The sequence below is a fragment of the Colwellia sp. BRX10-4 genome, assembly GCF_014077465.1.
In the GTDB taxonomy this organism is placed as follows: Bacteria; Pseudomonadota; Gammaproteobacteria; order Enterobacterales; family Alteromonadaceae; genus Colwellia_A.
The window spans coordinates 1-24,586 of the sequence record NZ_JACGVZ010000018.1; the positions used below are offsets into that span (position 1 = coordinate 1).

The window sequence follows — 24,586 nt, forward strand, 5'->3', positions numbered from 1 at the left end:
GAAGAAGCTAAAAAAGTTCGTCTTGCTTTAGAAGCTGAAACAAAAGCTAAGCTTGAAGAAGAAGCTAAAGAAGCAACAGCCGCCGCTAAAAAATTAGCAGAAGAAAATGAAGCGCGCTGGAAAGAACAAGAAGCTGAGCGTAAAGCTAAAGAGAAAGAGGTTGTTCATTTAACTTCTTCTAAATATGCTCAAGAAGCTGAAGATAAAAGTGACTCTGCTGATGAAAGTGGCCGTCGCCGTAAGAAGAAAAAAGCACCTGCAGACCGTAATGCTCGTGGCCGTAACAATGGCCGCGGTAAAGGTAAAACTTTATCTTCACCTGATAGCTTAAAACATGGTTTCACTAAACCAGTAGAAACAAAAGTACAAGATATTCGCATTGGCGAAACTATTTCGGTTGCTGAACTTGCCAATAAAATGGCTAAGAAAGGCGCGGAAGTTGTTAAAGCTATGTTCAAACTAGGCGCAATGGCAACGATTAACCAAGTTATTGACCAAGAAACAGCCGCGCTTGTTGCTGAAGATATGGGTTTTGAGGTTGTACTTGTTAAAGAAAATGCCTTGGAAGAAGCCGTACTTGCTGACCGTCATCATACGGGCATAGAGATTACTCGTGCACCTGTTGTTACTATTATGGGTCACGTTGATCACGGTAAAACATCATTACTTGATTACATTCGTAAAGCGAAAGTAGCAGACGGTGAAGCCGGTGGTATTACTCAGCATATTGGTGCTTATCACGTAGAAACTGGTCATGGTATGATCACATTCTTAGATACTCCTGGTCATGCTGCCTTCACTTCTATGCGTTCTCGTGGTGCTAAAGCAACGGATATCGTTATCATTGTTGTTGCTGCAGATGATGGTGTTATGCCACAGACTGTTGAAGCAATTCAACATGCTAAAGCCTCTGATGCGCCTATTATCATCGCCGTAAACAAGATGGATAAAGAAGGTGTTGATATCGAACGTGTTAAGAGTGAATTATCTCAACACGGTGTTTTATCTGAAGAGTGGGGCGGTGAAGTTCAATTTTGTCATGTCTCAGCTAAAACAGGTTTAGGTATTGATGACTTACTTGATTCAATATTGTTACAGTCTGAAGTTTTAGAGCTAACTGCTGTTGTCGATAAAATGGCAAGTGGTGTTGTTATTGAATCTAAATTAGATAAAGGCCGCGGCCCAGTAGCAACTATCTTGGTTCAAGAAGGTACTTTAAAGCAAGGTGATATTGTACTTTGTGGTTTAGAATATGGCCGTGTTCGTGCAATGCGCGATGAAAATGGTAAAGATATTCAATCAGCAGGTCCATCTATCCCAGTTGAAATTATTGGTTTAAGTGGTGTTCCACAATCTGGTGATGAAGCGACTGTTGTTAAAGATGAGAAGAAAGCACGTGAAGTTGCTTTATTCCGTCAAGGCAAATTCCGTGATGTGAAACTTGCTCGTCAACAAAAAGCTAAACTTGAAAATATGTTTGCAAGTATGGCTGAAGGCGAAATTTCTGAAGTAAATGTTGTAATTAAGTCAGATGTTCAAGGTTCACTTGAAGCTATTAGTGACTCATTACTCAAGTTATCTACTGATGAAGTTAAAGTCAGAATCATAGGTTCAGGTGTTGGTGCTATCACTGAAACTGATGCAACATTAGCGGCGGCTTCAAATGCCATCGTGGTTGGTTTTAATGTTCGTGCTGATGCATCTGCGCGTAAAGTGATTGAATCTGAAAACATTGATTTACGCTACTATAGTGTTATTTACGCATTAATTGATGAAGTTAAGCAAGCCATGAGCGGCATGTTAGCGCCAGAATTCAAGCAAGAAATCATTGGTCTTGCACAAGTTCGTGACGTGTTTAAGTCGCCTAAAATCGGCGCTATTGCTGGTTGTATGGTTACTGAAGGTATCATTAAACGTAGTGCTCCAATTCGCGTATTACGTGACTTGGTTGTTATATACGAAGGTGAGCTTGAATCACTTCGTCGTTTCAAAGATGATGTTGCAGAAGTTCGTAACGGTACTGAATGTGGTATCGGTGTTAAGAACTACAATGATGTTCGCGTTGGTGACCAAATTGAAGTATTCGAAACAATAGAAATTAAGCGTACGCTATAACTTTAGATTATTGCTGATTGACTGCTTTTTAGGTTAATCGGCTTCAATGTAATGAGATAGCTCACTTACTGTTGTACAAATATTAAATGGGGGCTTTGCCTCCATTTTTGTTTATATATTAAAAGTTATCAGGTAAAAGTCCTCGATAATTTTATTAGGAGAATTTCCTATGGCAAGAGAATTTGCTCGTACCGACCGTGTCGGACAAGAAATACAAAAAGAAATCGCGACTATTTTAATGCGCGAAGTTAAAGATCCACGCTTAGTCATGACAACAGTTTCTGCTGTCGAATTGACACGTGATCTAGCTTACGCAAAAATATTCGTAACTTTTTTTACTAATGAAGTTTCAGAAATAAAAAGCTCTATTGAAGTCTTAAATGAAGCTGCTGGTTTTATTCGCTCGTTATTAGCGAAGAAATTACGTGCCCGTATTATGCCGCACTTACGTTTTGTTTATGACAGCTCTATGGCTGAAGGTGTTCGAATGAGTTCATTGGTTGATGAAGCTGTCGCTAGCGATAAGCATATTGCTGAAAGCTCAGAGCGAGATGCTACTGCTTCTAACGAAGCAACTGATATCAACAACGAAGAAAATTCATAGGGTACAGCTAGATGGCTAAACGCAGAAAAGGTCGCCCAATTAATGGGGTGATCCTACTTGATAAACCGTATGACATGTCATCGAACAGTGCTTTACAAAAAGTTAAGCGTATCTTCTTTGCACAGAAAGCCGGGCATACTGGGGCATTAGATCCACTTGCTACCGGTATGTTGCCGATTTGTTTAGGTGAAGGGACTAAGTTTTCTCAATTTTTACTGGATACCGATAAAACCTATCAAGTAACAGCAAAATTGGGTGTGCGTACTACAACCAGTGACGCTGACGGTGAAGTTGTTGCGGAAAAACGGGTTGATGTTTCAAGTGAGCAATTAGCAATAGCACTTGAGTCTTTTCGCGGTACCACACAGCAAATTCCTTCCATGTACTCAGCGTTAAAATACAAAGGCCAGCCTTTATATAAATATGCGCGAGAAGGTGTTGAAGTCCCTCGTGAATCACGAGACATTACGGTTTTTCGTTTAGACTTATTACGCTTTGAAGGTGACGAAGTTGATTTAGATATTCATGTATCTAAAGGCACCTATATTCGTACTATTATCGACGATTTAGGTGAACTGCTTGGTTGTGGCGCACATGTTGCTAATTTACGCAGAAGTGCCGTGGGAAATTATCCCACAGATAAAATGGTAACACTGGAACAATTACAAGCATTAGTTACACAAGCAGAAGAACAAGAGATAGCGCCATCTACGTTGCTTGACCCTTTATTATTACCGATGACGACAGCCTGTGATGGTATCCCTGAGGTTTTTATCGATGATATGTCTGCTAACTTTTTGCGCCATGGTAATCCAGTACAAGCAGCTAATGTTCCGGCTGAAGGTTTAGTGCAGGTTTTTGTTGGAGACAATATCAATGATGGGGAGTTTATTGGTGTTGGTCATATAGACGACAACGGTTTAATTGCACCAAAACGCATTATTGTTTTAGACGAATTTTTGAAAACGCTGTAATAAATTATTTAACATTTGAGGATATTGGCTGGTTATCGCCTATATCCGTAAAATAAAACAGCGTTTACTCCGGGTTAAATGTTATTGAGTCTAACGGCAAGTTAATAATGGCCTGACACAAATATCAGTTGCAATTTCGTCTGTCGCTGATACAATGCGCGCTCTTTTGTCACCTTAGCTGAATTAGTGTTTGGCGAGGTGCGAATTTTAAGTACTTTCGGGTACATCACACTAAGGATTTATTATGTCTTTAAATGCTACAGAAAAAGCTGCAATCGTTGCAGAATATGCTCAAAAAGAAGGTGATACTGGTTCACCTGAAGTACAAGTTGCTTTGTTAACTACACAAATCAACCATCTACAAGGTCACTTCAAAGAGCACATCCATGATCATCACTCACGTCGTGGTTTATTACGCATGGTTGCACAACGTCGTAAGTTACTTGATTACTTAAAAGGCAAAAATGTTGAGCGTTACACAACGGTAATCGCTAAATTAGGTCTACGTCGTTAATATGTGACTTATTTGTTACCTTTTCTCAAAGGTAATATCAAAAAAAAGGAGCTTTATAGCTCCTTTTTTTATTGCTCATTTACCGGGTCACTTGCCCAAACTTAGTCAAAGTACGCTTTTTTGTCTTTTCTTAATAACAATTCCCCTTTCTGGCTAGTAAATAGCGCGTTTGATAGTATAATGTGCCTGCAAATTTTTAGAAAATTTAAGCTTTTGCAAAACTAATCAATCCAAACTGTATAATTTTTTGTTCAACTTAAGCTGTTAAAATTTTGCTCTAAGTGAATAAATAATTGTACAGATTGGTTAATCAATGAAAATTTATATCTAGCTAAAAAGGAACATTTATGTTCAATACTGTTACAAAAACATTTGAATTCGGTCAACATACCGTTACTTTAGAAACGGGTGCTATCGCACGTCAGGCAACTTGTGCTGTTATGGCAAGCATGGACGATACGTGTGTATTAGTGTCTGTTGTTGGTAAGAAAGAAGCAAAACCAGGACAAGATTTTTTTCCATTAACGGTTAACTACCAAGAGCGTACATACGCAGCGGGTAAAATCCCAGGTGGTTTCTTTAAACGTGAAGGCCGTCCTTCTGAAGAAGAAACATTAATCTGTCGTTTGATTGACCGTCCGATTCGTCCACTTTTCCCAGATGGCTTTACTAACGAAGTTCAAGTTGTTATTACGGTTGTTTCTGCTAACCCAGAAATTGCCCCTGACATCATTTCTTTATTAGGTACATCTGCAGCTTTAGCTATTTCAGGTATGCCATTTAGTGGTCCTGTTGGCGCAGCACGTGTTGGTTATACTGACGGCAAATACATTCTTAACCCATTACAATCTGAATTAGAAACGTCTAAGTTAAACTTAGTTGTTTCAGGTACTGATTCTGCGGTACTAATGGTTGAGTCTGAAGCTGATATTTTATCTGAAGAAGTTATGCTTGGCGCTGTTATGTATGGCCATGAGCAAATGCAAACGGCTATCACAGCAATTAAAGAAATGGCTGCTGAAGTTAACAATCCTAAGTGGGATTGGGTTGCACCAGTTAAAAATGCTGACCTTATTGCTAAAATTGCAGAATTGAGTGAAGCACAAGTTAACGAAGCTTACCAAATCACTGAAAAAGCTGTTCGTTACGAAAAAATCAAAGAAATCCGCGATGTTGTTGTTGAAACATTATTAGCAAGTGACGCAGATCTTAACGTTCAAGAAGCGAAAGATTTATTCCATGACTTAGAAAAAACTGTTGTTCGTGGTCGTATTACTAAAGGCATGCCTCGCATCGATGGCCGTGATCCTGAAATGATCCGTGCCCTAGACGTAATGACAGGCGTATTACCAAGAACTCACGGTTCTGCGGTATTTACTCGTGGTGAAACACAAGCATTAGTTACGGCTACTTTAGGTACACAACGTGATGCACAGCGTCTTGATACGATTATGGGTGAGAAGACTGACGCATTTATGCTTCATTATAACTTTCCTCCATACTGTGTTGGTGAAACAGGTTTTGTCGGTTCTCCAAAGCGTCGTGAAATTGGCCATGGCCGTTTAGCAAAACGCGGTATGTTAGCGGTTATGCCTTCACTTGAAGAATTCCCATATGCGGTACGTATTGTTTCTGAAATTACAGAATCAAATGGTTCATCTTCAATGGCTTCTGTTTGTGGTGCTTCATTAGCATTAATGGATGCTGGTGTGCCAATTAAAGCTTCTGTTGCTGGTATTGCAATGGGCTTAGTTAAAGAAGGCGACGATTTTGTTGTTCTTTCAGACATTTTAGGTGATGAAGATCACTTAGGTGACATGGACTTTAAAGTAGCGGGTACTACCGGTGGTATTACTGCACTTCAAATGGACATTAAAATTGAAGGTATCACTAAAGAAATCATGCAACTTGCTTTAAACCAAGCAAAAGCTGCACGTACTCATATCTTATCTGTAATGGATGAAGCTATCTCTGGTCACCGTGATGATATTTCACAGTTTGCACCGCGCATTCATACCATCAAAGTTAGCCAAGATAAAATTCGTGACATCATTGGTAAAGGTGGTGCTACTATCCGCATGCTTACCGAAGAAACAGGTACAACTATCGAGATTGATGACGATGGTACTGTTAAAATTGCTGCAACTAATGGTGAGCAAGCTGAAGATGCGATTAATCGTATTAAAGCATTAACGGCTGAAATTGAAGTAGGTACAATTTACCAAGGTAAAGTAGTACGTATCGTTGATTTTGGTGCCTTTGTTAACGTACTTCCGGGTAAAGATGGTTTAGTTCACATCTCTCAAATCTCTGACGAACGTGTTAATGCTGTAAGTGACGTATTAACTGAAGGCCAGGAAGTTACGGTTAAAGTACTTGAAGTCGACCGTCAAGGCCGTGTACGTTTAAGTATTAAAGAAGCTACTGAGAAAAAAGAAGCACCAGCAACTGACGCTGCTGAATAGCTTACTTAAAAAGTTAGATAAAAAGGGAGCCTGATGGCTCCCTTTTTTATATACTAAAATGAGTCAATACAAAATTTCATTAGGTACATTATTTCTGTGAATAAATTATTTAAAGTAGCGCTTGTCATCGTCATCTCATCTTTACAAGGTTGTGCAAGCAACCCAGAAAATGACGCATCGCTCGCCATGAATCAACTTATTATTGTTGAACCATTAGCCATAAATTATAAAAGTGAAATAGCGATAGCCCGTCTAACTGATGTTATTCAAAGAGCTGAAATAACCGATGCACAACGAGCTGAACTTTATTATGACCGCGGTGTTGTTTACGACAGTGTTGGTTTACGTTCATTAGCCCGTCTTGATTTCAATCGAGCTTTGCGTTTAAAGCCAGACTTTGTCGATGCGTATAATTTTTTAGGGATCCATTTCACCCAATTGCAAGAGTTCAACCAAGCTTATGAGGCTTTTGATTCGGCCATAGATTTAGCGCCTGAACATGAATATGCCTATTTAAATAGAGGGATTGCTTTATATTATGGTGGTCGTGCTGAACTATCTATTGATGATTTTAGTACTTTTCAGCAACGAAAAAGCAATGATCCTTACCGTATTCTATGGATGTATTTAGCCGAGTCAGCGGCAAATAATCTTGATGCGCAAACATCATTAAAGCTCGCTGCAGAGCAAGTTGAAGAGAGTGTTTGGGCTAAAAATATCATTGAACTTTATCTTGGTGAGATCACAGAACAAAAGTTTATTAGCCAATTATCAATAGGCGTAAATTCTAATAAGGCCTTAAGTGAACGTTTGTGCGAGGCATATTTCTACTTAGGTAAATACTATCAACTCAAAGACAATAATGAACTTGCAGCAAACTTTTTTAAATTAGCCTTGAGTACTAATGTCTATGAATTTGTTGAACACAGATATGCCAAACTTGAATTAGACTTAATGCGACAAGAGATTGTTAAAGCCGCTAAATCGTCTTAATGTGATGATGGATGTTATTTACACCTGCAAATGAAATATAAAGCCAGCTTAATCATCATCAGCTTATTGACCGTTATATCAATAAGCGCTTTTTTATCGGTAAACTCATTAATTAAAGCCGTAGAAAATGGTTATGCTAACCACTCACAATTAACGGTTATAAAAGCGCTTAGCTTAAATACTCTTTTGTATAAGCATTTGAATACATATGTTGATAACGACCCAAGATGGCAAAATATTGCTAAATCACTGGCTAAAAGCGATGGTGAAGTGGCAATTAAATTAGCCAATTATTATAAAAATAAGCAAGGTGACAATAATCAAAATATCGAGCTCTGGCTTGCACAAGCCATTCGATTAGGTCATCAGCAAGCGAGAATAGACTTAGCAAAAATTTATTTTGCCCATAACAAACGACTCCTAGCTAAAAAATTATTACTACCAATAACCTCTAATGGATCTGCCTTAACGCTTTTACTTGAGATTTTAATTTCAATAGGAGAAAAACAAGAGATAGACCGATATTTTAAGCAGTTTGAGATGATGAGCGCTGAAAAGCCATCTGAAGAACTTGAGTCTTTTTCGAAAAAACTATTTCGTTATAAGGTCTTAAATCCCCCTAATATATCGTCACAAGCAAATTGTCTGGCAAGCATTGCCCCCTTTGCAACGAATCTACGCGACTTAGCATATTTTGAAGAACTGATATCTTCATCGACGTTAGCAACATTACAACCTTATCTGTGTTTTTCACCGGTACAATACATCAGCAAAATAACACTCGCTTGTCAGCAAAATACTAATGAAGCGATCCGATGTGACGAATCTATCTGGCCAAACAATAAGCGAGTGTTAGCAGACAGGTTCATTGCTGTGCTTGTTGAAAAAGGTGGCGCTAACGTAAACGCGGGTATTTTATATATTGATCGTCATGATAATGCAGAAGTCTTTTATCATGAACTGGCTCATTTGCTTGGTTTTATTGATGAGTACGCGCTACCAAAAAATCATTCTCGTTGCTTGGCTGTGCAAAACGCTATGTTCTCCCATAATGTTGCAATTTTGCCACGCTTTTATCAAGGCTCTCGTGAGAAAGTCCGTGCGATAATTCTCAGCGAATTACCTTGGGCTAAATATATTTCAAGGGAAACATCGTTAGTGACTCATACTGCGCAAGGTTGGAAGTTAGGGACTGTTTCTAAAGAAGGTGATAGCGTAGGTGCTTTTATTGCTGAAAGCTGTAATGAAAAAGACTTTGTTGCAATAAAGCCTTTAAAGCAAAGAACTAGGATGCGTTATTATCAAACAGGCTTTCCAGTTTTATACTTAAAATTGCTAGCCGATAACCCCGAAAAGTTTTTAATGCCACACTATTTACATAATGTGAATCTAGCATTAAAAGCAAAAAAATAACGCTTTCGCGCTATTTTGATCAGCCAGGTTAGTTGAGAAAAGCTCTGCCTAACCTAAAGGAATAGGGCCAATAAATGCCTTACTCGCTTTAGTGGTCTCGTATTTATGGGGACTTTGAGACGTATTCATTTTCTTCTTTGGCTTCTTAATAATCATAGTCGCGGTTTTAACTTTTGCTATTGGCCACATAGTATTGTGATTAAGTGCACTTATCTCTTCATCTGTGATGTTATTTGAAACGGCTGTTGTAAAACCTTCTTGTGCTGGTTTTGGATGCTTATTTACTTTAATGAACCATGAAAATAACTTCATACTTTTCACCCTTTATTTTCTTTACTGTTTAACTTTAGTTTAAAATAGACAAATTCACCCATTATTTTGGACTTTTGTCTAAATAAATTAGCGAGACCGTTGATTGTTTAAATGATCAATTTTTATCGTATTATCAGGTATAATTGTGTCAGTAATATTATCTTTGCATGTAATCTCTTATGAATAAATTCGATGTCAGCACATTTCGCCAGCATTTTCCTTTGCTCAGTAATACCGTCAACGACTTGGCGTTAGTTTATTTCGACAATGGTGCTACCACTCAAAAGCCTCATGTGGTTATCGATACCGAAGCTGAGGTATATCAGCAATATAATGCTAATGTTCATCGTGCCTCACATGCTCTGAGTGCTAAAGCTACTTTGGCTTTTGAGCAAGCTAGAGCTAAGGTGCAACAGTTTATTCAAGCCAAATACTTAGAAGAAATCATTTGGACTCCAGGTACAACGGGAGGAATTAATTTAATTGCTCAGAGTTGGGGGCAGAAAAATTTACAAGTGGGCGATGAAATATTATTAAGCCATGCTGAGCATCACGCTAACATAGTGCCTTGGCAGATGATTGCCGAAAAAACTGGCGCTATTATTAAAGTTTTACCTTTAGATGCTAGCGGCCGGATCGATGAAAATGGCTTAGCGGATTATTTTAATGAAAAAACTAAGGTGGTCAGTTTTACGCATATTTCTAACGTGATTGGTAAAGTGAATCCCGTTAAAAAAATCATCACCTTAGCAAAAAAATATAAAGCCATAACCGTTATTGACGGTGCTCAAGCTTGTGCCCACTTAACACTAAATATGCAAACCCTAGACTGTGACTTCTACGTTTTTTCAGCACACAAAATGTTTGGACCAACCGGCGTTGGTGTTTTATACGGTCGACGTGACTTATTAACGGCTATGCCTCCTTATCAGGGCGGTGGTGAAATGATTAAAAAAGTCAGTTTCCAAGGAACATCATTTAACCAACTCCCCTTTAAATTTGAAGCTGGGACACCGAACTATGCTGGTGTTATTGCTTTCTCTGCCAGTATTGAATTCATTAATTCATTTGGAGTAACTCAGTTAGCAAAATATGAAAGTTTGCTGACATCCTACTGTTATGAAAAATTAACACAAATTAAAGCGGTTAAATTTGTTGTTGAGGAAAGACCTGATATTAGCGTACTTTCATTTACCGTCTGTGGTGCACACAATTACGATATTGCCAGCGGGCTAGATGCATATGGTATTGCCATTAGAAGTGGACACCATTGTGCGATGCCCTTAATGGATTATTTAAAATTAAGTGGCTGTATTAGAGTTTCATTAGCGGCTTATAATACTTATGCAGAAATTGATTTTTTTATTGAAAAACTAAACTTACTGATCCAAGGCGCGGATGACAATGTTGATAAAATTATTATTGAGCCACTTCACTTAGCACAGCCGGTCAATAAAACTAATCACTCAGCTATGATAGCAAGATTTAGTTTATTAAAAGGCTGGGACTCTCGTCATCGAGAAATAATGATGCTGGGTAAGTCTTTAGTTAGAATGGATAAAAGCTTCCGTAACAACACGACTTTAATTGTAGGATGCGAAAGCCATGCTTGGTTAATGGCAACTAAAAATACTCAAGATGAGTTTATTTTTAGTTGCGACAGTGACGCTAAAGTCATTCGAGGTTTAATGGTGATTATATTAGCTGCTTTTCAGCAGCTTACATCAGCACAGATATTAGCGTTTGACGACCAATCTTATTTTTCAACGTTGGGTTTGTTACAGCACTTGAGCCCATCACGTAGTAATGGCGTTAAAGCCATTGTTGAAAAAATTAAAATGATGGCAAGGCAACATTAAAGCTGACGCTTAGCTAAATATTTCTTAATCGCACGGCTGGTTGCAAAGAAAGCAAATGTGGCTGTAACGTGAGTAACCGCGCCAAAACCTGAGCTGCAATCTAACCGAACCGAACCATTTTGTGTTTGCTTTGCGTGACAAACATTGCCATTTTCGTCAGGATAAACCAGTTGTTCTGTAGAAAAAACAGCATCAATTGAAAACTTTCGCTTATTGCTTGTTTTCGCATCGGCTTTCGGGAAGTTAAATTCACGGCGCAGTTGATTTTTTACCTTAGCGAGCAATGGATCTTGATAAGTTTGGCTTAAGTCACACAGTTGAATCTTGCTTGGATCTGTTTGCCCTCCTGCGCCACCAATAGTAATTACCGGTATTTTATTACGTTTACAATGAGCAATAATAGCCGTTTTTATTTTCACTGAGTCAATAGCATCGATGACATAATCAAAATCGTTAGTTAATAGTTCACGCAAATTATCAAAAGTGACAAAATCTTCAATAACATTGACCTGACAGCTTGGATTAATTTGCTTAATACGTTCAGCCATCACATCGACCTTACTTTCTCCAATCGTTTCAGTAAGGGCATGAATTTGTCTATTGATATTGGTTGTACAGATATCATCTAAATCAATTAATGTTATCGAACCAATCCCTGTTCTTGCTAAAGATTCAGCAGCCCAAGAACCAACACCACCAATGCCTATTACACAGAAGTGCGCTTTTTCTAATAAAGCAGCACCTGCAACGCCGTAAAGACGTGCAATCCCACCAAATCTCATTTGATATTCAGACATACCGTTATCATTAACTCATAAAATTTTTAACATTATAAGGGTGAATTAACAGTGAATACAGCAAATCCCGTAAGCAATTAACTTTTTTCGTTATCTCGCTATTTTTACCCTGACCAATGACGACTTTATCCGCTGGCTGCAGTTTAATTTAAAGTGTTGAGGTACCGGAATTATCATGGCTTGGATGATCTATTAATAAATTAATGATTGAGAAGGGTAAGGTGATACTTAAAGTTGATTTAGCTGGGTATAGTGTTGAAAAATAAATATGCAGTGGCAAGGTATTAATTATTTTGCTTATAATTGATAAATCATCAGTATTTAAGAAAAAATATTGTAGTAATTTTTCGCTATTATTGGTACAGATATAACCCAGTATTAAGCTAAACCATCAGTTTTTGTTTTTTTAACTCTTTATTTATTAACACTATTTTTTATGTGTATAGTTGATATTTTTTATTTTTATAACGTGCAATTATTGAGCTTTCTATGTTTTTATCAAGGTAATGTTGGTTTTATTACAGCAAAGGGAACATTTATATTAGGTTGATGCAAAAAATCTCCTAATAGTGGAAGAAAAAAGGGTTATTAACTGTTTTTATTTTGTGACTAAAATTGAAGAAATAAAAAAGGTAGCGTGAGCTACCTTTCAAAGAGTGATTTATAAAATAAATAATTATCTTTTATTTAATGGGATAAATTCACGGTCAATTTCACCAATATAGTTTTGACGAGGACGACCAATTTTTTGACCCGCTTGACCCAACATTTCATCCCAGTGAGAAATCCAACCCACGGTACGAGACATAGCAAATACTACTGTGAACATGTTGGTAGGAATACCGATAGCTTTCAATATGATACCTGAGTAAAAATCTACATTCGGGTAAAGTTTTTTCTCAATAAAGTATGGGTCTTCAAGGGCTACTTTTTCAAGAGCCATTGCCACGTCTAAAAGAGGATCTTTTATGCCTAACTCTTTTAATACTTCATGGCATGTTTCACGCATTACTGTCGCGCGTGGATCAAAGTTTTTGTAAACACGATGTCCGAAACCCATTAAGCGGAACGAATCACTCTTATCTTTAGCACGAGCAACAAATTCGTCAACACGATCTAATGTACCAATTTGCTCAAGCATTTTTAAACAGGCTTCGTTAGCGCCACCATGTGCAGGGCCCCACAAAGATGCCACGCCTGCAGCAATACATGCATAAGGGTTAGCACCAGAAGAGCCGGCTAAACGGACTGTTGAAGTTGAAGCGTTTTGCTCGTGATCTGCATGTAATGTAAATATTCTATCCATGGCACGGGCAACAGTAGGGCTAACAACATACTCTTCTGCAGGTACAGAGAACATCATATGCAGGAAGTTTTCCGCATAGCTCAATTCATTACGTGGATAAACGAATGGCTGACCAATGCTGTATTTGTAAGCCATCGCTGAAATAGTTGGCATTTTAGCAATTAAGCGATGCGCACTACGCATACGTTGCACAGGATCTTCAATGTCTAAATCGCTATGATAAAATGAAGACATAGCACCAACAACACCACAAAGCATTGCCATTGGGTGTGCATCAGGTAAGAAACCTTGGAAAAAATGAGCCAGTTTCTCGTGAACCATAGTATGGTTGGTAATAATATTAACAAACTCATCATATTGAGTCATTGTTGGTGCATCACCATTTAACAAAATATAACAAACTTCTAGATAATTAGCTTGTTTAGCTAAACTGTCAATTGGATAACCACGATGTTGTAAAATACCTTTCCCACCATCGATATAAGTAATAGCTGATTCACATGAAGCGGTTGCTAAGAAACCCGGATCATAAGTGAAATAACCATACTTACCCAAAGTTCTGATGTCTATTACGTCGTTACCGGCGCTACCTGAAAGTATTGGTAAATCTGCAACTACGTTACCATCAATACTGAGAGTGGCTTTAGATTCAGCCATATGTTTAATCCCCTATAAATTATTTAATTCGCTTTGCTGAACTTACTTTTGAAAAGTTAGTCAGTTTTTATGAATATAAAACTAACCGTATTCTACTTCATTATACCCCCTTAAAGTCAAACCAATTGTTTCTACCTTAGACTAAAGTTAGATAATTGCTAAAGTAGCTCAAATAATAGTCTAATATCTTTAAAATAAAGGTGAAATTCTCGCGTAAGAAAATTGTAATTAAAAATGTTCAGCTATATAATCAAGCTGATTTAATTTTTTATTTGTAGGCTATTCCATTAACAGACAAATATTAACTAAGATCACTAGGGGATTGTTCAATTAATGGTAAATATGTTTAGTTATCTCATTGGGCAATAGTAAAAAAGTTGAAGACTCAAAAAACTCTTTAGGCGAAATTGTGAAAAAACAACGTCCTGTAAACCTAGATCTGACTACAATCAAAATGCATCCTTCGGCAAACGCCTCGATATTGCACCGTATTTCTGGTGTCATTATGGTATTTGCTATTGGTATTTTATTGTGGACACTTTCATTATCTCTATCTTCCGCTGAAGGATTTGCTCAAATTCAAGCATTTCTTGATGGCTTCCTATTCAAATTCATTTTGTTTGGCATAATCTCTGCGTTAACCTTCCATATATTAATGGGTGTTCGTCACTTATTCATGGATTCAGGCTATTTTGAAGAATTAGCTTCAGGTAATTCCAGTGCTAAATTTGCTATGGCTCTTTGGTTTGTGTTAACTGTAGTAGTAGGAGTATGGTTATGGTAAGTAACATTGCTACTGTAGGCCGAAATGGCGTACATGATTATATGCTGGTAAGAGCGAGCGCTATAATCTTAACAATATATACATTAATAATTGCTGGCTTTTTTGTGGTTACCCCAGAAGTTACTTTTGAAACATGGCATGGGTTTTTTAGCCTAATGTCAGTGAAAATTGCAACACTGCTTGCTCTTTTATCACTTGTTGTACATGCATGGATTGGTATTTGGCAAGTATTGTCGGATTACATCAAACCAGTATTTTTACGTGGGTCATTACAATTTCTCTTTTCTGTTACTTTGTTAGTCTACCTTGCGGCAGGCTTTTTAATTGTGTGGGGTGTATAAGTGGGCGTTCCAATTCGTGAATTTGACGCTATAGTTATTGGCGCCGGTGGTGCAGGTATGCGCGCTGCATTAGCTATTTCTGAATCAGGTAAATCTTGTGCCTTGATTTCTAAAGTTTTTCCTACTCGTTCTCATACAGTATCTGCCCAAGGTGGTATCACTGTTGCGCTAGGTAATGCGCATGAAGATCATTGGGAACAACATATGTACGATACCGTTAAAGGCTCTGATTATATCGGAGATCAAGACGCAATCGAATACATGTGTAAAACGGGTCCTGAATCTATTATTGAGCTAGAGAAAATGGGTTTACCTTTTTCTCGTACTGAAGAAGGTAAGATTTATCAACGTCCTTTCGGTGGTCAATCTAAAAACTTTGGTGGCGAACAAGCGGCACGTACAGCAGCCGCAGCCGATCGTACTGGCCATGCTTTATTACATTGCTTGTACCAACAAAACGTTAAAAATAAAACTAATGTCTACTCTGAATGGTATGCACTAGATTTAGTTAAAAATAGTGACGGTGCTATCGTTGGTACAACCGCTATTTGTATCGAAACAGGCGAGATTGTTTACTTTAAAGCTCGTGCTACGGTATTAGCTACCGGTGGTGCTGGTCGTATCTATGCATCAACAACTAATGCTCACATCAATACTGGTGACGGTGTTGGCATGGCAGTTCGTGCTGGCATACAGATGCAAGACATGGAAATGTGGCAGTTTCATCCAACAGGAATCGCTGGTGCAGGTACGCTTGTTACTGAAGGTTGTCGTGGAGAAGGTGGTTACCTGCTTAACAAAGACGGCGAACGTTTCATGGAACGTTACGCACCAAATGCTAAAGATTTAGCCGGTCGTGACGTAGTTGCTCGTTCTATGATGACAGAGATCCGCGAAGGTCGTGGTTTTGACGGTCCTATGGGTCCTCATCTTAAACTAAAACTTGATCATTTAGGCCGTGAAACGCTTGAAAAACGTTTACCAGGTGTTTGTGATTTATCTAAAACATTTGCACACGTAGATCCAGCAGTAGAACCTATTCCAGTTATACCAACTTGTCATTATCAGATGGGTGGTGTTCCTTGTAATGTGAATGGCCAAGCGATTAACTTTAACCCAGAAACGGGTAAAGAAACTATCGTTGAAGGGTTGTTTGCCGTTGGTGAAATCGCTTGTGTATCTGTTCATGGTGCAAACCGTTTAGGTGGTAATTCTCTTCTTGATTTAGTGGTCTTTGGCCGTGCAGCGGGTAATTTCTTAGGCACTTACCTAAATGATACGCAAAGCGGAAAAGATGCCTCTGAGTCTGACTTAGAAGCTTCATTAGCACGTAATAATCGTTGGGAGTCATCTGTGAAAGGTGGAGAAAGTCCAACTGAAATACGTAAAGATTTGCAAAAATGTATGCAATTTAACTTCTCGGTATTCCGTGAAGGTGATGCTATGGCTGAAGGCATGAAAGAGTTGACTGATATCCGTGAACGTCTTCAGCATGCGAGCCTCGATGATAAGTCTTCAGAATTTAATACGCAACGTATCGCGTGTTTAGAATTAGATAACTTGATGGAAACAGCTTATTGTACAGCTAAAGCGTCTAATTTCCGTACTGAATCACGTGGTGCTCATGCGCGCGCAGATTTTGCTGTTCGTGATGATGAAAACTGGTTATGCCATAGTATTTATACGCCAGAGACACAAGCTATGTCTAAGCGTAAAGTAAATATGGAACCCGTTCACCGTGAAGCTTTCCCACCGAAAGCCCGCGTATATTAATAGGAGCATTGCAATGAAACAAATTTTTTCGATTTATCGTTACAACCCTGATGTTGATAATGCACCTTATATGAAAGATTATGAGCTGGATATTCCAGAAGGCTCAGATATGATGGTACTTGATGCACTTATTTTATTAAAAGAGCAAGATACTACTATATCTTTCCGTCGTTCATGTCGTGAGGGTGTATGTGGCTCTGATGGTATGAATATTAACGGTAAGAATGGTTTAGGTTGTATTACACCATTATCGGCTGTTCCAGCAAAGAAAATAGTGTTACGCCCTTTACCTGGTTTACCGGTAGTACGTGATTTAGTTATTGATATGACGCAGTTCTATAATCAATATGAAAAAATCAAGCCGTTCTTAATTAATGATGGTAAAAACCCTCCAGCACGTGAGCATCTTCAGTCTATTGAAGAGCGTGAAAAGCTTGATGGTTTATATGAGTGTATTTTATGTGCTTGTTGTTCAACTTCTTGTCCGTCTTTCTGGTGGAACCCAGATAAGTTTATTGGACCAGCAGGTTTGTTGCATGCTTATCGCTTTTTAATTGATAGCCGTGATACTGCAACTGAAGAACGTTTAGATGGTTTGCAAGATGCCTACAGCGTATTCCGTTGTCATGGTATTATGAACTGTGTTGATGTTTGTCCAAAAGGATTAAACCCAACGAAAGCTATCGGCCATATTAAGTCGATGTTGATTTCACGCGCAGTATAAAATTAAATAGCAGAGTGTTAGATGAAATTATCTAGCACTTTGGTGTTTTAAAACAGGAATAGTCATCATTAGCAGATGACAATTAGCCATTAGTCTAGTTGACTTGCTAACGATAATTGTTTATTTTTTTATTGCTTTTATCCCATAAAGGAACAGGCAATGCCCGAAGGTACAATGAAGGCTTGGTTAGAGTCTTCTCATTTAAGTGGTGCTAACGCTACTTACATTGAAGAATTATACGAATCTTATTTGGATAACTCCCAATCTGTTTCTGCAGAATGGCGAACGTTATTCCAACAACTTCCAAAAATTGAAGGTGCTGACTTAGAATTCAGGCACTCTGAAATCCGCAATGAATTTAAAGAATTAGCTAAGCAATCCCATAAAACTGTTGTTGTTTCTGGTAGCAGTGATGCCAAACAAGTTAAAGTTTTACAACTAATTAATGCTTTTCGTTTTCGTGGACATCAAAATGCCAACCTTGACCCATTAGGTTTGTGGAAGCGAGATAAGGTACGCGATTTACAACTGTCGCATCATGAACTTTCAGAAAACGACTTTGATACAGAGTTCAATGTCGGATCATTTGCTACTTCCCAAGATGCGATGAAGTTAGGTGACTTATACAATGCCCTTAAAACTACTTACTGTGGTTCTATCGGTGCTGAATATATGCACATTACTGACACCGATGAAAAACGTTGGATCCAACAACGTTTAGAGTCTGTTCAGTCGCAAGCAAAATTTTCTGTCGAGCAAAAAGAAGAAATTCTTAAAGGCCTTATCGCTGCTGATGGTATTTGTAAATACCTTGGTGCAAAGTTTCCAGGCGCTAAACGTTTCTCCCTTGAAGGTGGTGATGCGTTAATACCTATGCTGAAAGAACTTATTTCTCGTGCTGGCACACAAGGCACTAAAGAAGTTGTTATTGGTATGGCTCACCGTGGCCGATTAAATGTCTTAGTTAACGTGATGGGTAAAAATCCATCAAAGCTATTTGATGAGTTTGGCGGTAAACACGATGAAATTTTATCTTCAGGTGATGTTAAATATCACCAAGGTTACTCATCAGATTTTGTAACGCCTGGTGGCAATGTTCATTTAGCTTTGGCCTTTAACCCATCGCATCTAGAAATTGTTAACCCCGTTGTTATTGGCTCAGTCCGTGCGCGTCAAGACAGACGTGGTGATAAAGTCGGTGATACGGTTCTTCCTGTTACTATTCATGGTGATGCTGCAATTGCCGGTCAGGGTGTTGTTCAAGAAACTTTTAATATGTCACAAGCGCGTGCATTTAAAGTTGGCGGAACGATACGTATCGTTGTTAATAATCAGGTCGGTTTTACAACGTCTAATCCTGCAGATACGCGCAGTGGTGAATATTGTACTGAAATTGCAAAAATGGTTTCAGCACCGATTCTTCATGTTAATGGCGATGACCCAGAAGCTGTTATCTTGGCAACACAAATTGCCCTTGATTATCGCAACGAATTTAAGCGTGATGTCGTTATCGACCTTGTTTGTTACCGTCGTCATGGTCACAATGAAGCTGATGAGCCTAGTGCAACGCAGCCATTGATGTACAAAAAAATTAAGAAACACCCGACACCTCGTCAATTATATGCACAGCAACTTGATACAGAGGGTTCAATCAATTTAGATAAGTCGAATGAATTAACCCTTTATTATCGTAAATTGCTAGACGAAGGTCAGTGTACGGTTGAACAATGGCGACCTATGACAGAACATTCTGTCGATTGGACTCCATACCTTGGCCATGAGTGGGACGATGATTACGATAAAGAAATTTCTGTTGAAAAGCTGAAAGAACTTGCCAGTAAATTGTCAACATATCCTGAGACTCATCCTGTACAAGGTCGTGTTAAGAAGATATATGATGATCGTGTTAAAATGGCATCGGGTGAAAAATTACTCGATTGGGGTATGGCAGAAAACTTAGCTTATGCCTCGATTGTTGATTTAGGTAAACGTGTTCGTATTACTGGGCAAGACTCTGGTCGCGGTACTTTTTTCCATCGTCATGCTGTTTTACATAACCAAGATGATGCGAGCAAATACTTACCTTTGCAAAATATTCGCGAAGGACAAGGTCCATTCGATATTCATGACTCAGTGTTGTCAGAAGTATCAGTAGTTGCCTTTGAATATGGCTATACCACAGCAGAGCCTGCAGGGCTTACTATTTGGGAAGCGCAATTTGGTGATTTTGCTAACTGTGCACAAGTAGTCTTTGACCAATTTATTAGTTCGGGTGAGCAAAAGTGGGGCCGTTTATGTGGTTTAACTATGTTGTTGCCTCATGGCTATGAAGGTCAAGGTCCTGAGCATTCATCTGCACGATTAGAGCGCTTCTTACAACTTTGTGCCGATCATAATATGCAAGTTTGTGTGCCATCAACACCTGCGCAAGTATTTAACATGCTACGCCGTCAAGTTGTTCGTCCTATGCGTCGTCCATTGATTGTTATGTCGCCTAAGTCATTATTAAGACATCCTTTAGCGGTCTCTTCATTAGAAGAGTTATCGACAGGTGTGTTTCATAATGTCATTGGTGAAGTTGATGATATCGACCCGAAAAAAGTCACACGCGTCGTTTTTTGTAGTGGTAAAGTTTACTATGAATTACTTGATCAGCGTCGCAAGAGTGAGCAAGAAAATGTTGTTATCATTCGAATCGAGCAGCTATATCCATTTCCAGAAGAAGAGCTTCAAGCAGAGTTGGCCAAATACCAGCATGTTAAGCAATTCGTTTGGTGTCAGGAAGAACCGCAAAACCAAGGTGCATGGTATTGTTCACAGCATCACTTTAGAGCGGCAATACCTGAAGGTACTTATTTGACATATGCTGGTCGTAAGGCCTCTGCAGCACCAGCTGTAGGTTATATGTCTGTCCATGTAAAAGAACAACAAGCGCTAGTCAATGACGCGCTATCTGTTGAAGACTAGTGAGTAAGGAATAAAATAAATGACCACCGAAATTAAGGTTCCCGTTTTACCTGAATCTGTTGCTGATGCAACCGTAGCTACTTGGCATGTTCAAGTAGGTGATAAAGTTTCACGTGACCAAGTATTAGTAGATATTGAAACTGACAAAGTTGTGCTTGAAGTACAAGCTGTCGTTGACGGAGTGATCACTGAGATTTCTCAAGCCGAAGGCGCAACAGTATTAGGCGAGCAAGTCATTGCAATCCTCACTGAAGGCGATGCATCAGCTGATGTTTCAGCTCCTGCAGCGGCAAAATCAGCTCCAGCGACAACAGCAGTGAAAGTTATCGACATCATAGTACCGGTTTTACCTGAGTCTGTTGCAGATGCAACAGTTGCTACTTGGCATGTTGCTGAGGGTGATACAGTTTCTGTTGACCAAAACTTGGTTGATATCGAAACGGATAAAGTTGTTCTAGAAGTTGTTGCTCAAGATAATGGTGTGATTGGTAAGATAATCCACGTTGAAGGTGACACGGTATTAGGTTCACAAGTTATTGGCCAACTTAATGCGGGCGCAACAACAAGTGCTCCTGCAGCTACTTCAGAAGATGCGATTAGCTCTGATGAATTAGCTAGCCCTTCTGTTCGTCGTTTAATGACAGAAAAAGGCTTAACAGCCGCTAATGTTAGAGGTACAGGTAAAGGTGGACGTATTTCTAAAGAAGATGTTGAAGCAGCGGCTAATAAACCTGCAACAGCAGCTCCAGCGGCAAAAACTGCTGCTGCGACACCTGTTGCACAAGATTTAGGCGAACGTACGCAAAAACGTGTACCTATGACACGTTTACGCAAGACAATTGCCAAACGTTTATTAGAAGCTAAAAATTCAACGGCAATGCTAACAACGTTTAACGAAGTTAACATGAAGCCAATTATGGATCTTCGTAAGCAATATAAAGATCTTTTTGAGAAGACGCATGATACGCGCTTAGGCTTTATGTCATTTTATGTTAAAGCGGTTACTGAAGCATTGAAACGCTTTCCAGCGGTTAATGCATCAATAGATGGTGACGATATTGTTTATCATAACTTTTTTGACATCTCAATTGCTGTTTCCACGCCACGTGGCTTAGTAACACCAGTATTACGTGATGCAGATCAATTAGGTATGGCAGCGATTGAAAATGGTATTCGTGACTTAGCAATAAAAGGTCGCGACGGAAAGCTTTCAATTGAAGATATGACCGGCGGTAATTTCACTATTACTAACGGTGGTGTTTTTGGTTCATTACTTTCAACACCTATTTTAAACTTACCGCAAGCGGCTATTTTAGGTATGCATAAAATCCAAGACAGACCTATGGCTGTTGATGGAAAAGTTGAAATACTTCCTATGATGTACTTAGCACTTTCTTATGATCATCGCTTAATCGATGGTAAAGAATCTGTTGGCTTTTTAGTGGCAATTAAAGACTTGTTAGAAGATCCAACACGTCTACTTCTTGATATATAATCGAGAATATTAAATCTTTTGATTTAGACTATAGTATTAGCTCTGGGGACTTTGTTCCTTAGAGCTTTTATACTATAATCGATCAAATTTTTTCGATGATAGCGAATTTTATTTATATTTATGATTAAAATTAAGATTTTACTTATATTTATAACTAAGAACAGCTGTCATCATCATTCACAGATAAATGGAAATACACCATGAATTTGCATGAGTATCAAGCGAAACAATTATTCGCTGAATATGGTTTACCAGTTTCTGAAGGTTTCGCTTGCGATACACCTCAGGAAGCTGCAGAAGCGGCTGATAAAATCGGCGGCACTATGTGGGTTGTTAAAACTCAAGTTCACGCAGGCGGTCGCGGTAAAGCGGGCGGCGTTAAGCTAGTTAAATCTAAGCAAGAAATCAAAGATTTTGCTCAAAACTGGTTAGGTAAGAACTTAGTGACTTACCAAACTGACGCGAACGGTCAACCAGTTGCTAAAATTTTAGTAGAAAGCTGTACTGATATTGCTAACGAATTATACCTTGGTGCTGTTGTTGACCGCGCAAGTCGTAAAGTCGTATTCATGGCCTCTACTGAAGGCGGTGTTGATATTGAGAAGATTGCTGAAGAGACTCCTGAGTTAATTCATCAAGCTGAAATCGATCCACTTGTTGGCGCTCAACCTTACCAAGCTCGTGAATTAGGCTTTAAGTTAGGTTTAAACCCAACGCAAATGAAGCAATTTGTTAAGATCTTTTTAGGTCTTGCAAAAATGTTTGAAGATTTTGATTTCGCCTTATTAGAAATCAACCCGTTAGTTATTACTGACGAAGGTAATCTTCATTGTTTAGATGGCAAAATTGGTATCGATGGTAATGCTTTATACCGTCAACCTAAAATGCGCGCGTTCCACGATCCATCTCAAGAAGATGAACGTGAAGCACATGCAGCACGCTTTGAATTAAACTACGTAGCCTTAGACGGTAACGTTGGTTGTATGGTTAACGGTGCAGGCCTAGCAATGGGTACTATGGATATCGTAAATCTACACGGCGGCAAGCCAGCTAACTTCTTAGATGTTGGCGGCGGAGCGACGAAAGAACGTGTTTCTGAAGCATTCAAAATCATTCTTTCTGACGACAATGTTAAAGCTGTTTTAGTTAACATCTTTGGCGGTATCGTACGTTGTGACATGATTGCTGAAGGTATTATTGGTGCGGTTAAAGAAGTAGGCGTTAAAGTACCAGTTGTAGTACGTTTAGAAGGCACTAATGCTGAATTAGGTCGTGAAGTTCTTAAAAACTCTGGCTTAGATATCATTGCTGCTGAGTCATTAACTGATGCAGCGACAAAAGTTGTAGCAGCTGCGGAGGGCAAATAATGTCTATCTTAATTAACAAAGATACTAAAGTAATCTGTCAAGGTTTTACCGGTGGCCAAGGTACATTCCATTCAGAACAAGCACTTGAATACGGTACACAAATGGTTGGTGGCGTAAGCCCAGGTAAAGGCGGTCAAACGCATCTAGGCCTACCAGTATTTAACACAGTACGTGAAGCTGTAGAAGCAACTGGCGCAACAGCAACAGTTATTTATGTTCCAGCTCCTTTCTGTAAAGATGCAATTTTAGAAGCAATTGATGCAGGCATCGAGCTTATCGTTACTATTACTGAAGGTATTCCTACTTTAGATATGGTTGACGTTAAAGCTAAGCTTGATCAATCAGGCGTTCGTATGATCGGTCCTAACTGCCCAGGTGTTATTACTCCTGGCGAAACTAAGATTGGTATCATGCCTGGTCATATCCATTTACCAGGTAAAGTAGGTATTGTTTCACGTTCTGGTACGCTTACTTACGAAGCCGTTAAGCAAACAACTGATGCAGGTTTTGGCCAATCTACTTGTGTAGGTATTGGTGGCGACCCTATCCCAGGTACTAACTTCATCGACGTATTGGAAATGTTCCAAAACGATCCACAAACTGAAGCAATTGTAATGATTGGTGAAATTGGCGGAACTGCTGAAGAAGAAGCGGCTGAATATATCAAAGCACACGTTACTAAGCCTGTTGTATCTTACATTGCTGGTGTTACTGCACCAGAAGGTAAGCGTATGGGTCACGCTGGCGCGATTATCGCCGGTGGTAAAGGTACAGCTGATGAGAAATTTGCAGCATTAGAAGCGGCTGGTGTTAAAACTGTTCGTTCTTTAGCTGATATCGGCGTAGCACTTAAAGAAAAAACAGGTTGGTAAGCTAACGCTGCTCATTTGTAATTCTTAATAAAAACCCGCATTCTCAATAAGAGAGTGTGGGTTTTTTTAAATACCTGTTGTGCTCTATATTTCGATAATTCAATGCAACTGAATATTTTTCTTGAATCTAAGTAACAACATTAAACCATTCAACATCAAGCAACAGTATTCTAATATTACTTTCATATAAACAGATATCAGCTTAACCTTACCATATTGTTTTTCTATCCCTATTTGCCTCTTTTTGAAAATAC

General features: G+C 38.8%; 19 protein-coding genes. 16 read left to right on the forward strand and 3 right to left on the reverse strand.

The window, feature by feature from the left end; translation table 11 throughout:
* The 7 genes from infB to H4J67_RS13820 all read left to right on the forward strand — a co-directional run.
* Positions 1-2,115: translation initiation factor IF-2 (infB, locus tag H4J67_RS13790; RefSeq protein WP_182204049.1), on the forward strand; the 2,115-nt coding region annotated here is incomplete at its 5' end.
* 169 nt (positions 2,116-2,284) lie between these two features.
* Positions 2,285-2,719: a 30S ribosome-binding factor RbfA gene (gene rbfA, locus H4J67_RS13795; RefSeq protein ID WP_182173304.1), complete on the forward strand. Its 435-nt coding sequence runs from the start codon at positions 2,285-2,287 to the stop codon at positions 2,717-2,719.
* 11 nt (positions 2,720-2,730) lie between these two features.
* Positions 2,731-3,693, forward strand: coding sequence for a tRNA pseudouridine(55) synthase TruB (gene truB / locus H4J67_RS13800; protein WP_182173301.1), 963 nt, complete (start codon positions 2,731-2,733; stop codon positions 3,691-3,693).
* A gap of 244 nt (positions 3,694-3,937) precedes the next feature.
* Positions 3,938-4,207, forward strand: coding sequence for a 30S ribosomal protein S15 (gene rpsO / locus H4J67_RS13805; RefSeq protein ID WP_070376186.1), 270 nt, complete (start codon positions 3,938-3,940; stop codon positions 4,205-4,207).
* Between the two features lie 347 nt (positions 4,208-4,554).
* Positions 4,555-6,672 (forward strand): polyribonucleotide nucleotidyltransferase, encoded by a 2,118-nt coding sequence (gene pnp, locus H4J67_RS13810; protein WP_182173298.1) that lies wholly within the window; start codon positions 4,555-4,557, stop codon positions 6,670-6,672.
* 96 nt (positions 6,673-6,768) lie between these two features.
* Entirely contained in the window at positions 6,769-7,665 is an 897-nt protein-coding gene (gene nlpI, locus H4J67_RS13815) for a lipoprotein NlpI (protein ID WP_182173295.1), read from the forward strand.
* 30 nt (positions 7,666-7,695) lie between these two features.
* The gene (locus tag H4J67_RS13820) at positions 7,696-9,078 is read left to right on the forward strand and encodes a hypothetical protein (RefSeq protein ID WP_182173292.1); all 1,383 of its coding nucleotides are present in this window, start codon (positions 7,696-7,698) and stop codon (positions 9,076-9,078) included.
* A 48-nt stretch (positions 9,079-9,126) separates the two neighbouring features.
* Here H4J67_RS13820 and H4J67_RS13825 read toward each other — a convergent pair whose 3' ends face one another.
* Entirely contained in the window at positions 9,127-9,390 is a 264-nt protein-coding gene (locus H4J67_RS13825) for a hypothetical protein (protein ID WP_182173290.1), read from the reverse strand.
* A gap of 179 nt (positions 9,391-9,569) precedes the next feature.
* Here H4J67_RS13825 and H4J67_RS13830 point away from each other — a divergent pair, with 179 nt between their 5' ends.
* Positions 9,570-11,249, forward strand: a complete 1,680-nt coding sequence (locus tag H4J67_RS13830; protein ID WP_182173287.1) for a SufS family cysteine desulfurase — start codon at positions 9,570-9,572, stop codon at positions 11,247-11,249.
* Here H4J67_RS13830 and tcdA read toward each other — a convergent pair.
* Positions 11,246-12,046 (reverse strand): tRNA cyclic N6-threonylcarbamoyladenosine(37) synthase TcdA, encoded by an 801-nt coding sequence (gene tcdA / locus H4J67_RS13835; RefSeq protein ID WP_182173284.1) that lies wholly within the window; start codon positions 12,044-12,046, stop codon positions 11,246-11,248. The two genes, H4J67_RS13830 and tcdA, sit on opposite strands and share 4 nt — an antisense overlap.
* 676 nt (positions 12,047-12,722) lie before the next feature.
* Positions 12,723-14,009, reverse strand: a complete 1,287-nt coding sequence (locus tag H4J67_RS13840; RefSeq protein ID WP_182173281.1) for a citrate synthase — start codon at positions 14,007-14,009, stop codon at positions 12,723-12,725.
* 409 nt (positions 14,010-14,418) lie between these two features.
* Here H4J67_RS13840 and sdhC point away from each other — a divergent pair, with 409 nt between their 5' ends.
* From sdhC to sucD, 8 genes are all read left to right on the forward strand, one after another.
* Positions 14,419-14,793, forward strand: a complete 375-nt coding sequence (gene sdhC, locus H4J67_RS13845) for a succinate dehydrogenase, cytochrome b556 subunit (protein WP_182173278.1) — start codon at positions 14,419-14,421, stop codon at positions 14,791-14,793.
* Positions 14,787-15,134 (forward strand): succinate dehydrogenase, hydrophobic membrane anchor protein, encoded by a 348-nt coding sequence (sdhD, locus tag H4J67_RS13850; RefSeq protein WP_182173275.1) that lies wholly within the window; start codon positions 14,787-14,789, stop codon positions 15,132-15,134. The genes sdhC and sdhD overlap by 7 nt, the downstream gene beginning before the upstream one ends.
* Complete coding sequence (sdhA, locus tag H4J67_RS13855; protein ID WP_182173272.1) at positions 15,135-16,907, forward strand: succinate dehydrogenase flavoprotein subunit; 1,773 nt, start codon at positions 15,135-15,137, stop codon at positions 16,905-16,907.
* A 13-nt stretch (positions 16,908-16,920) separates the two neighbouring features.
* A complete protein-coding gene (locus tag H4J67_RS13860; protein WP_182173269.1) occupies positions 16,921-17,631 on the forward strand; it encodes a succinate dehydrogenase iron-sulfur subunit in 711 nt (236 codons plus the stop codon).
* Positions 17,632-17,790: 159 nt separating this feature from the next.
* Positions 17,791-20,598 carry a 2-oxoglutarate dehydrogenase E1 component gene (locus H4J67_RS13865; RefSeq protein WP_182173266.1) on the forward strand — a complete coding sequence of 936 codons (2,808 nt, stop codon included), beginning with the start codon at positions 17,791-17,793 and terminating at the stop codon, positions 20,596-20,598.
* 19 nt (positions 20,599-20,617) lie between these two features.
* A complete protein-coding gene (odhB, locus tag H4J67_RS13870) occupies positions 20,618-22,093 on the forward strand; it encodes a 2-oxoglutarate dehydrogenase complex dihydrolipoyllysine-residue succinyltransferase (protein WP_182173263.1) in 1,476 nt (491 codons plus the stop codon).
* A gap of 200 nt (positions 22,094-22,293) precedes the next feature.
* Positions 22,294-23,460, forward strand: coding sequence for an ADP-forming succinate--CoA ligase subunit beta (gene sucC, locus H4J67_RS13875; RefSeq protein ID WP_182173260.1), 1,167 nt, complete (start codon positions 22,294-22,296; stop codon positions 23,458-23,460).
* Entirely contained in the window at positions 23,460-24,332 is an 873-nt protein-coding gene (gene sucD / locus H4J67_RS13880; RefSeq protein ID WP_182173257.1) for a succinate--CoA ligase subunit alpha, read from the forward strand. Before sucC ends, sucD begins: the two co-directional genes overlap by 1 nt.
* Positions 24,333-24,586 lie beyond the last annotated feature (254 nt).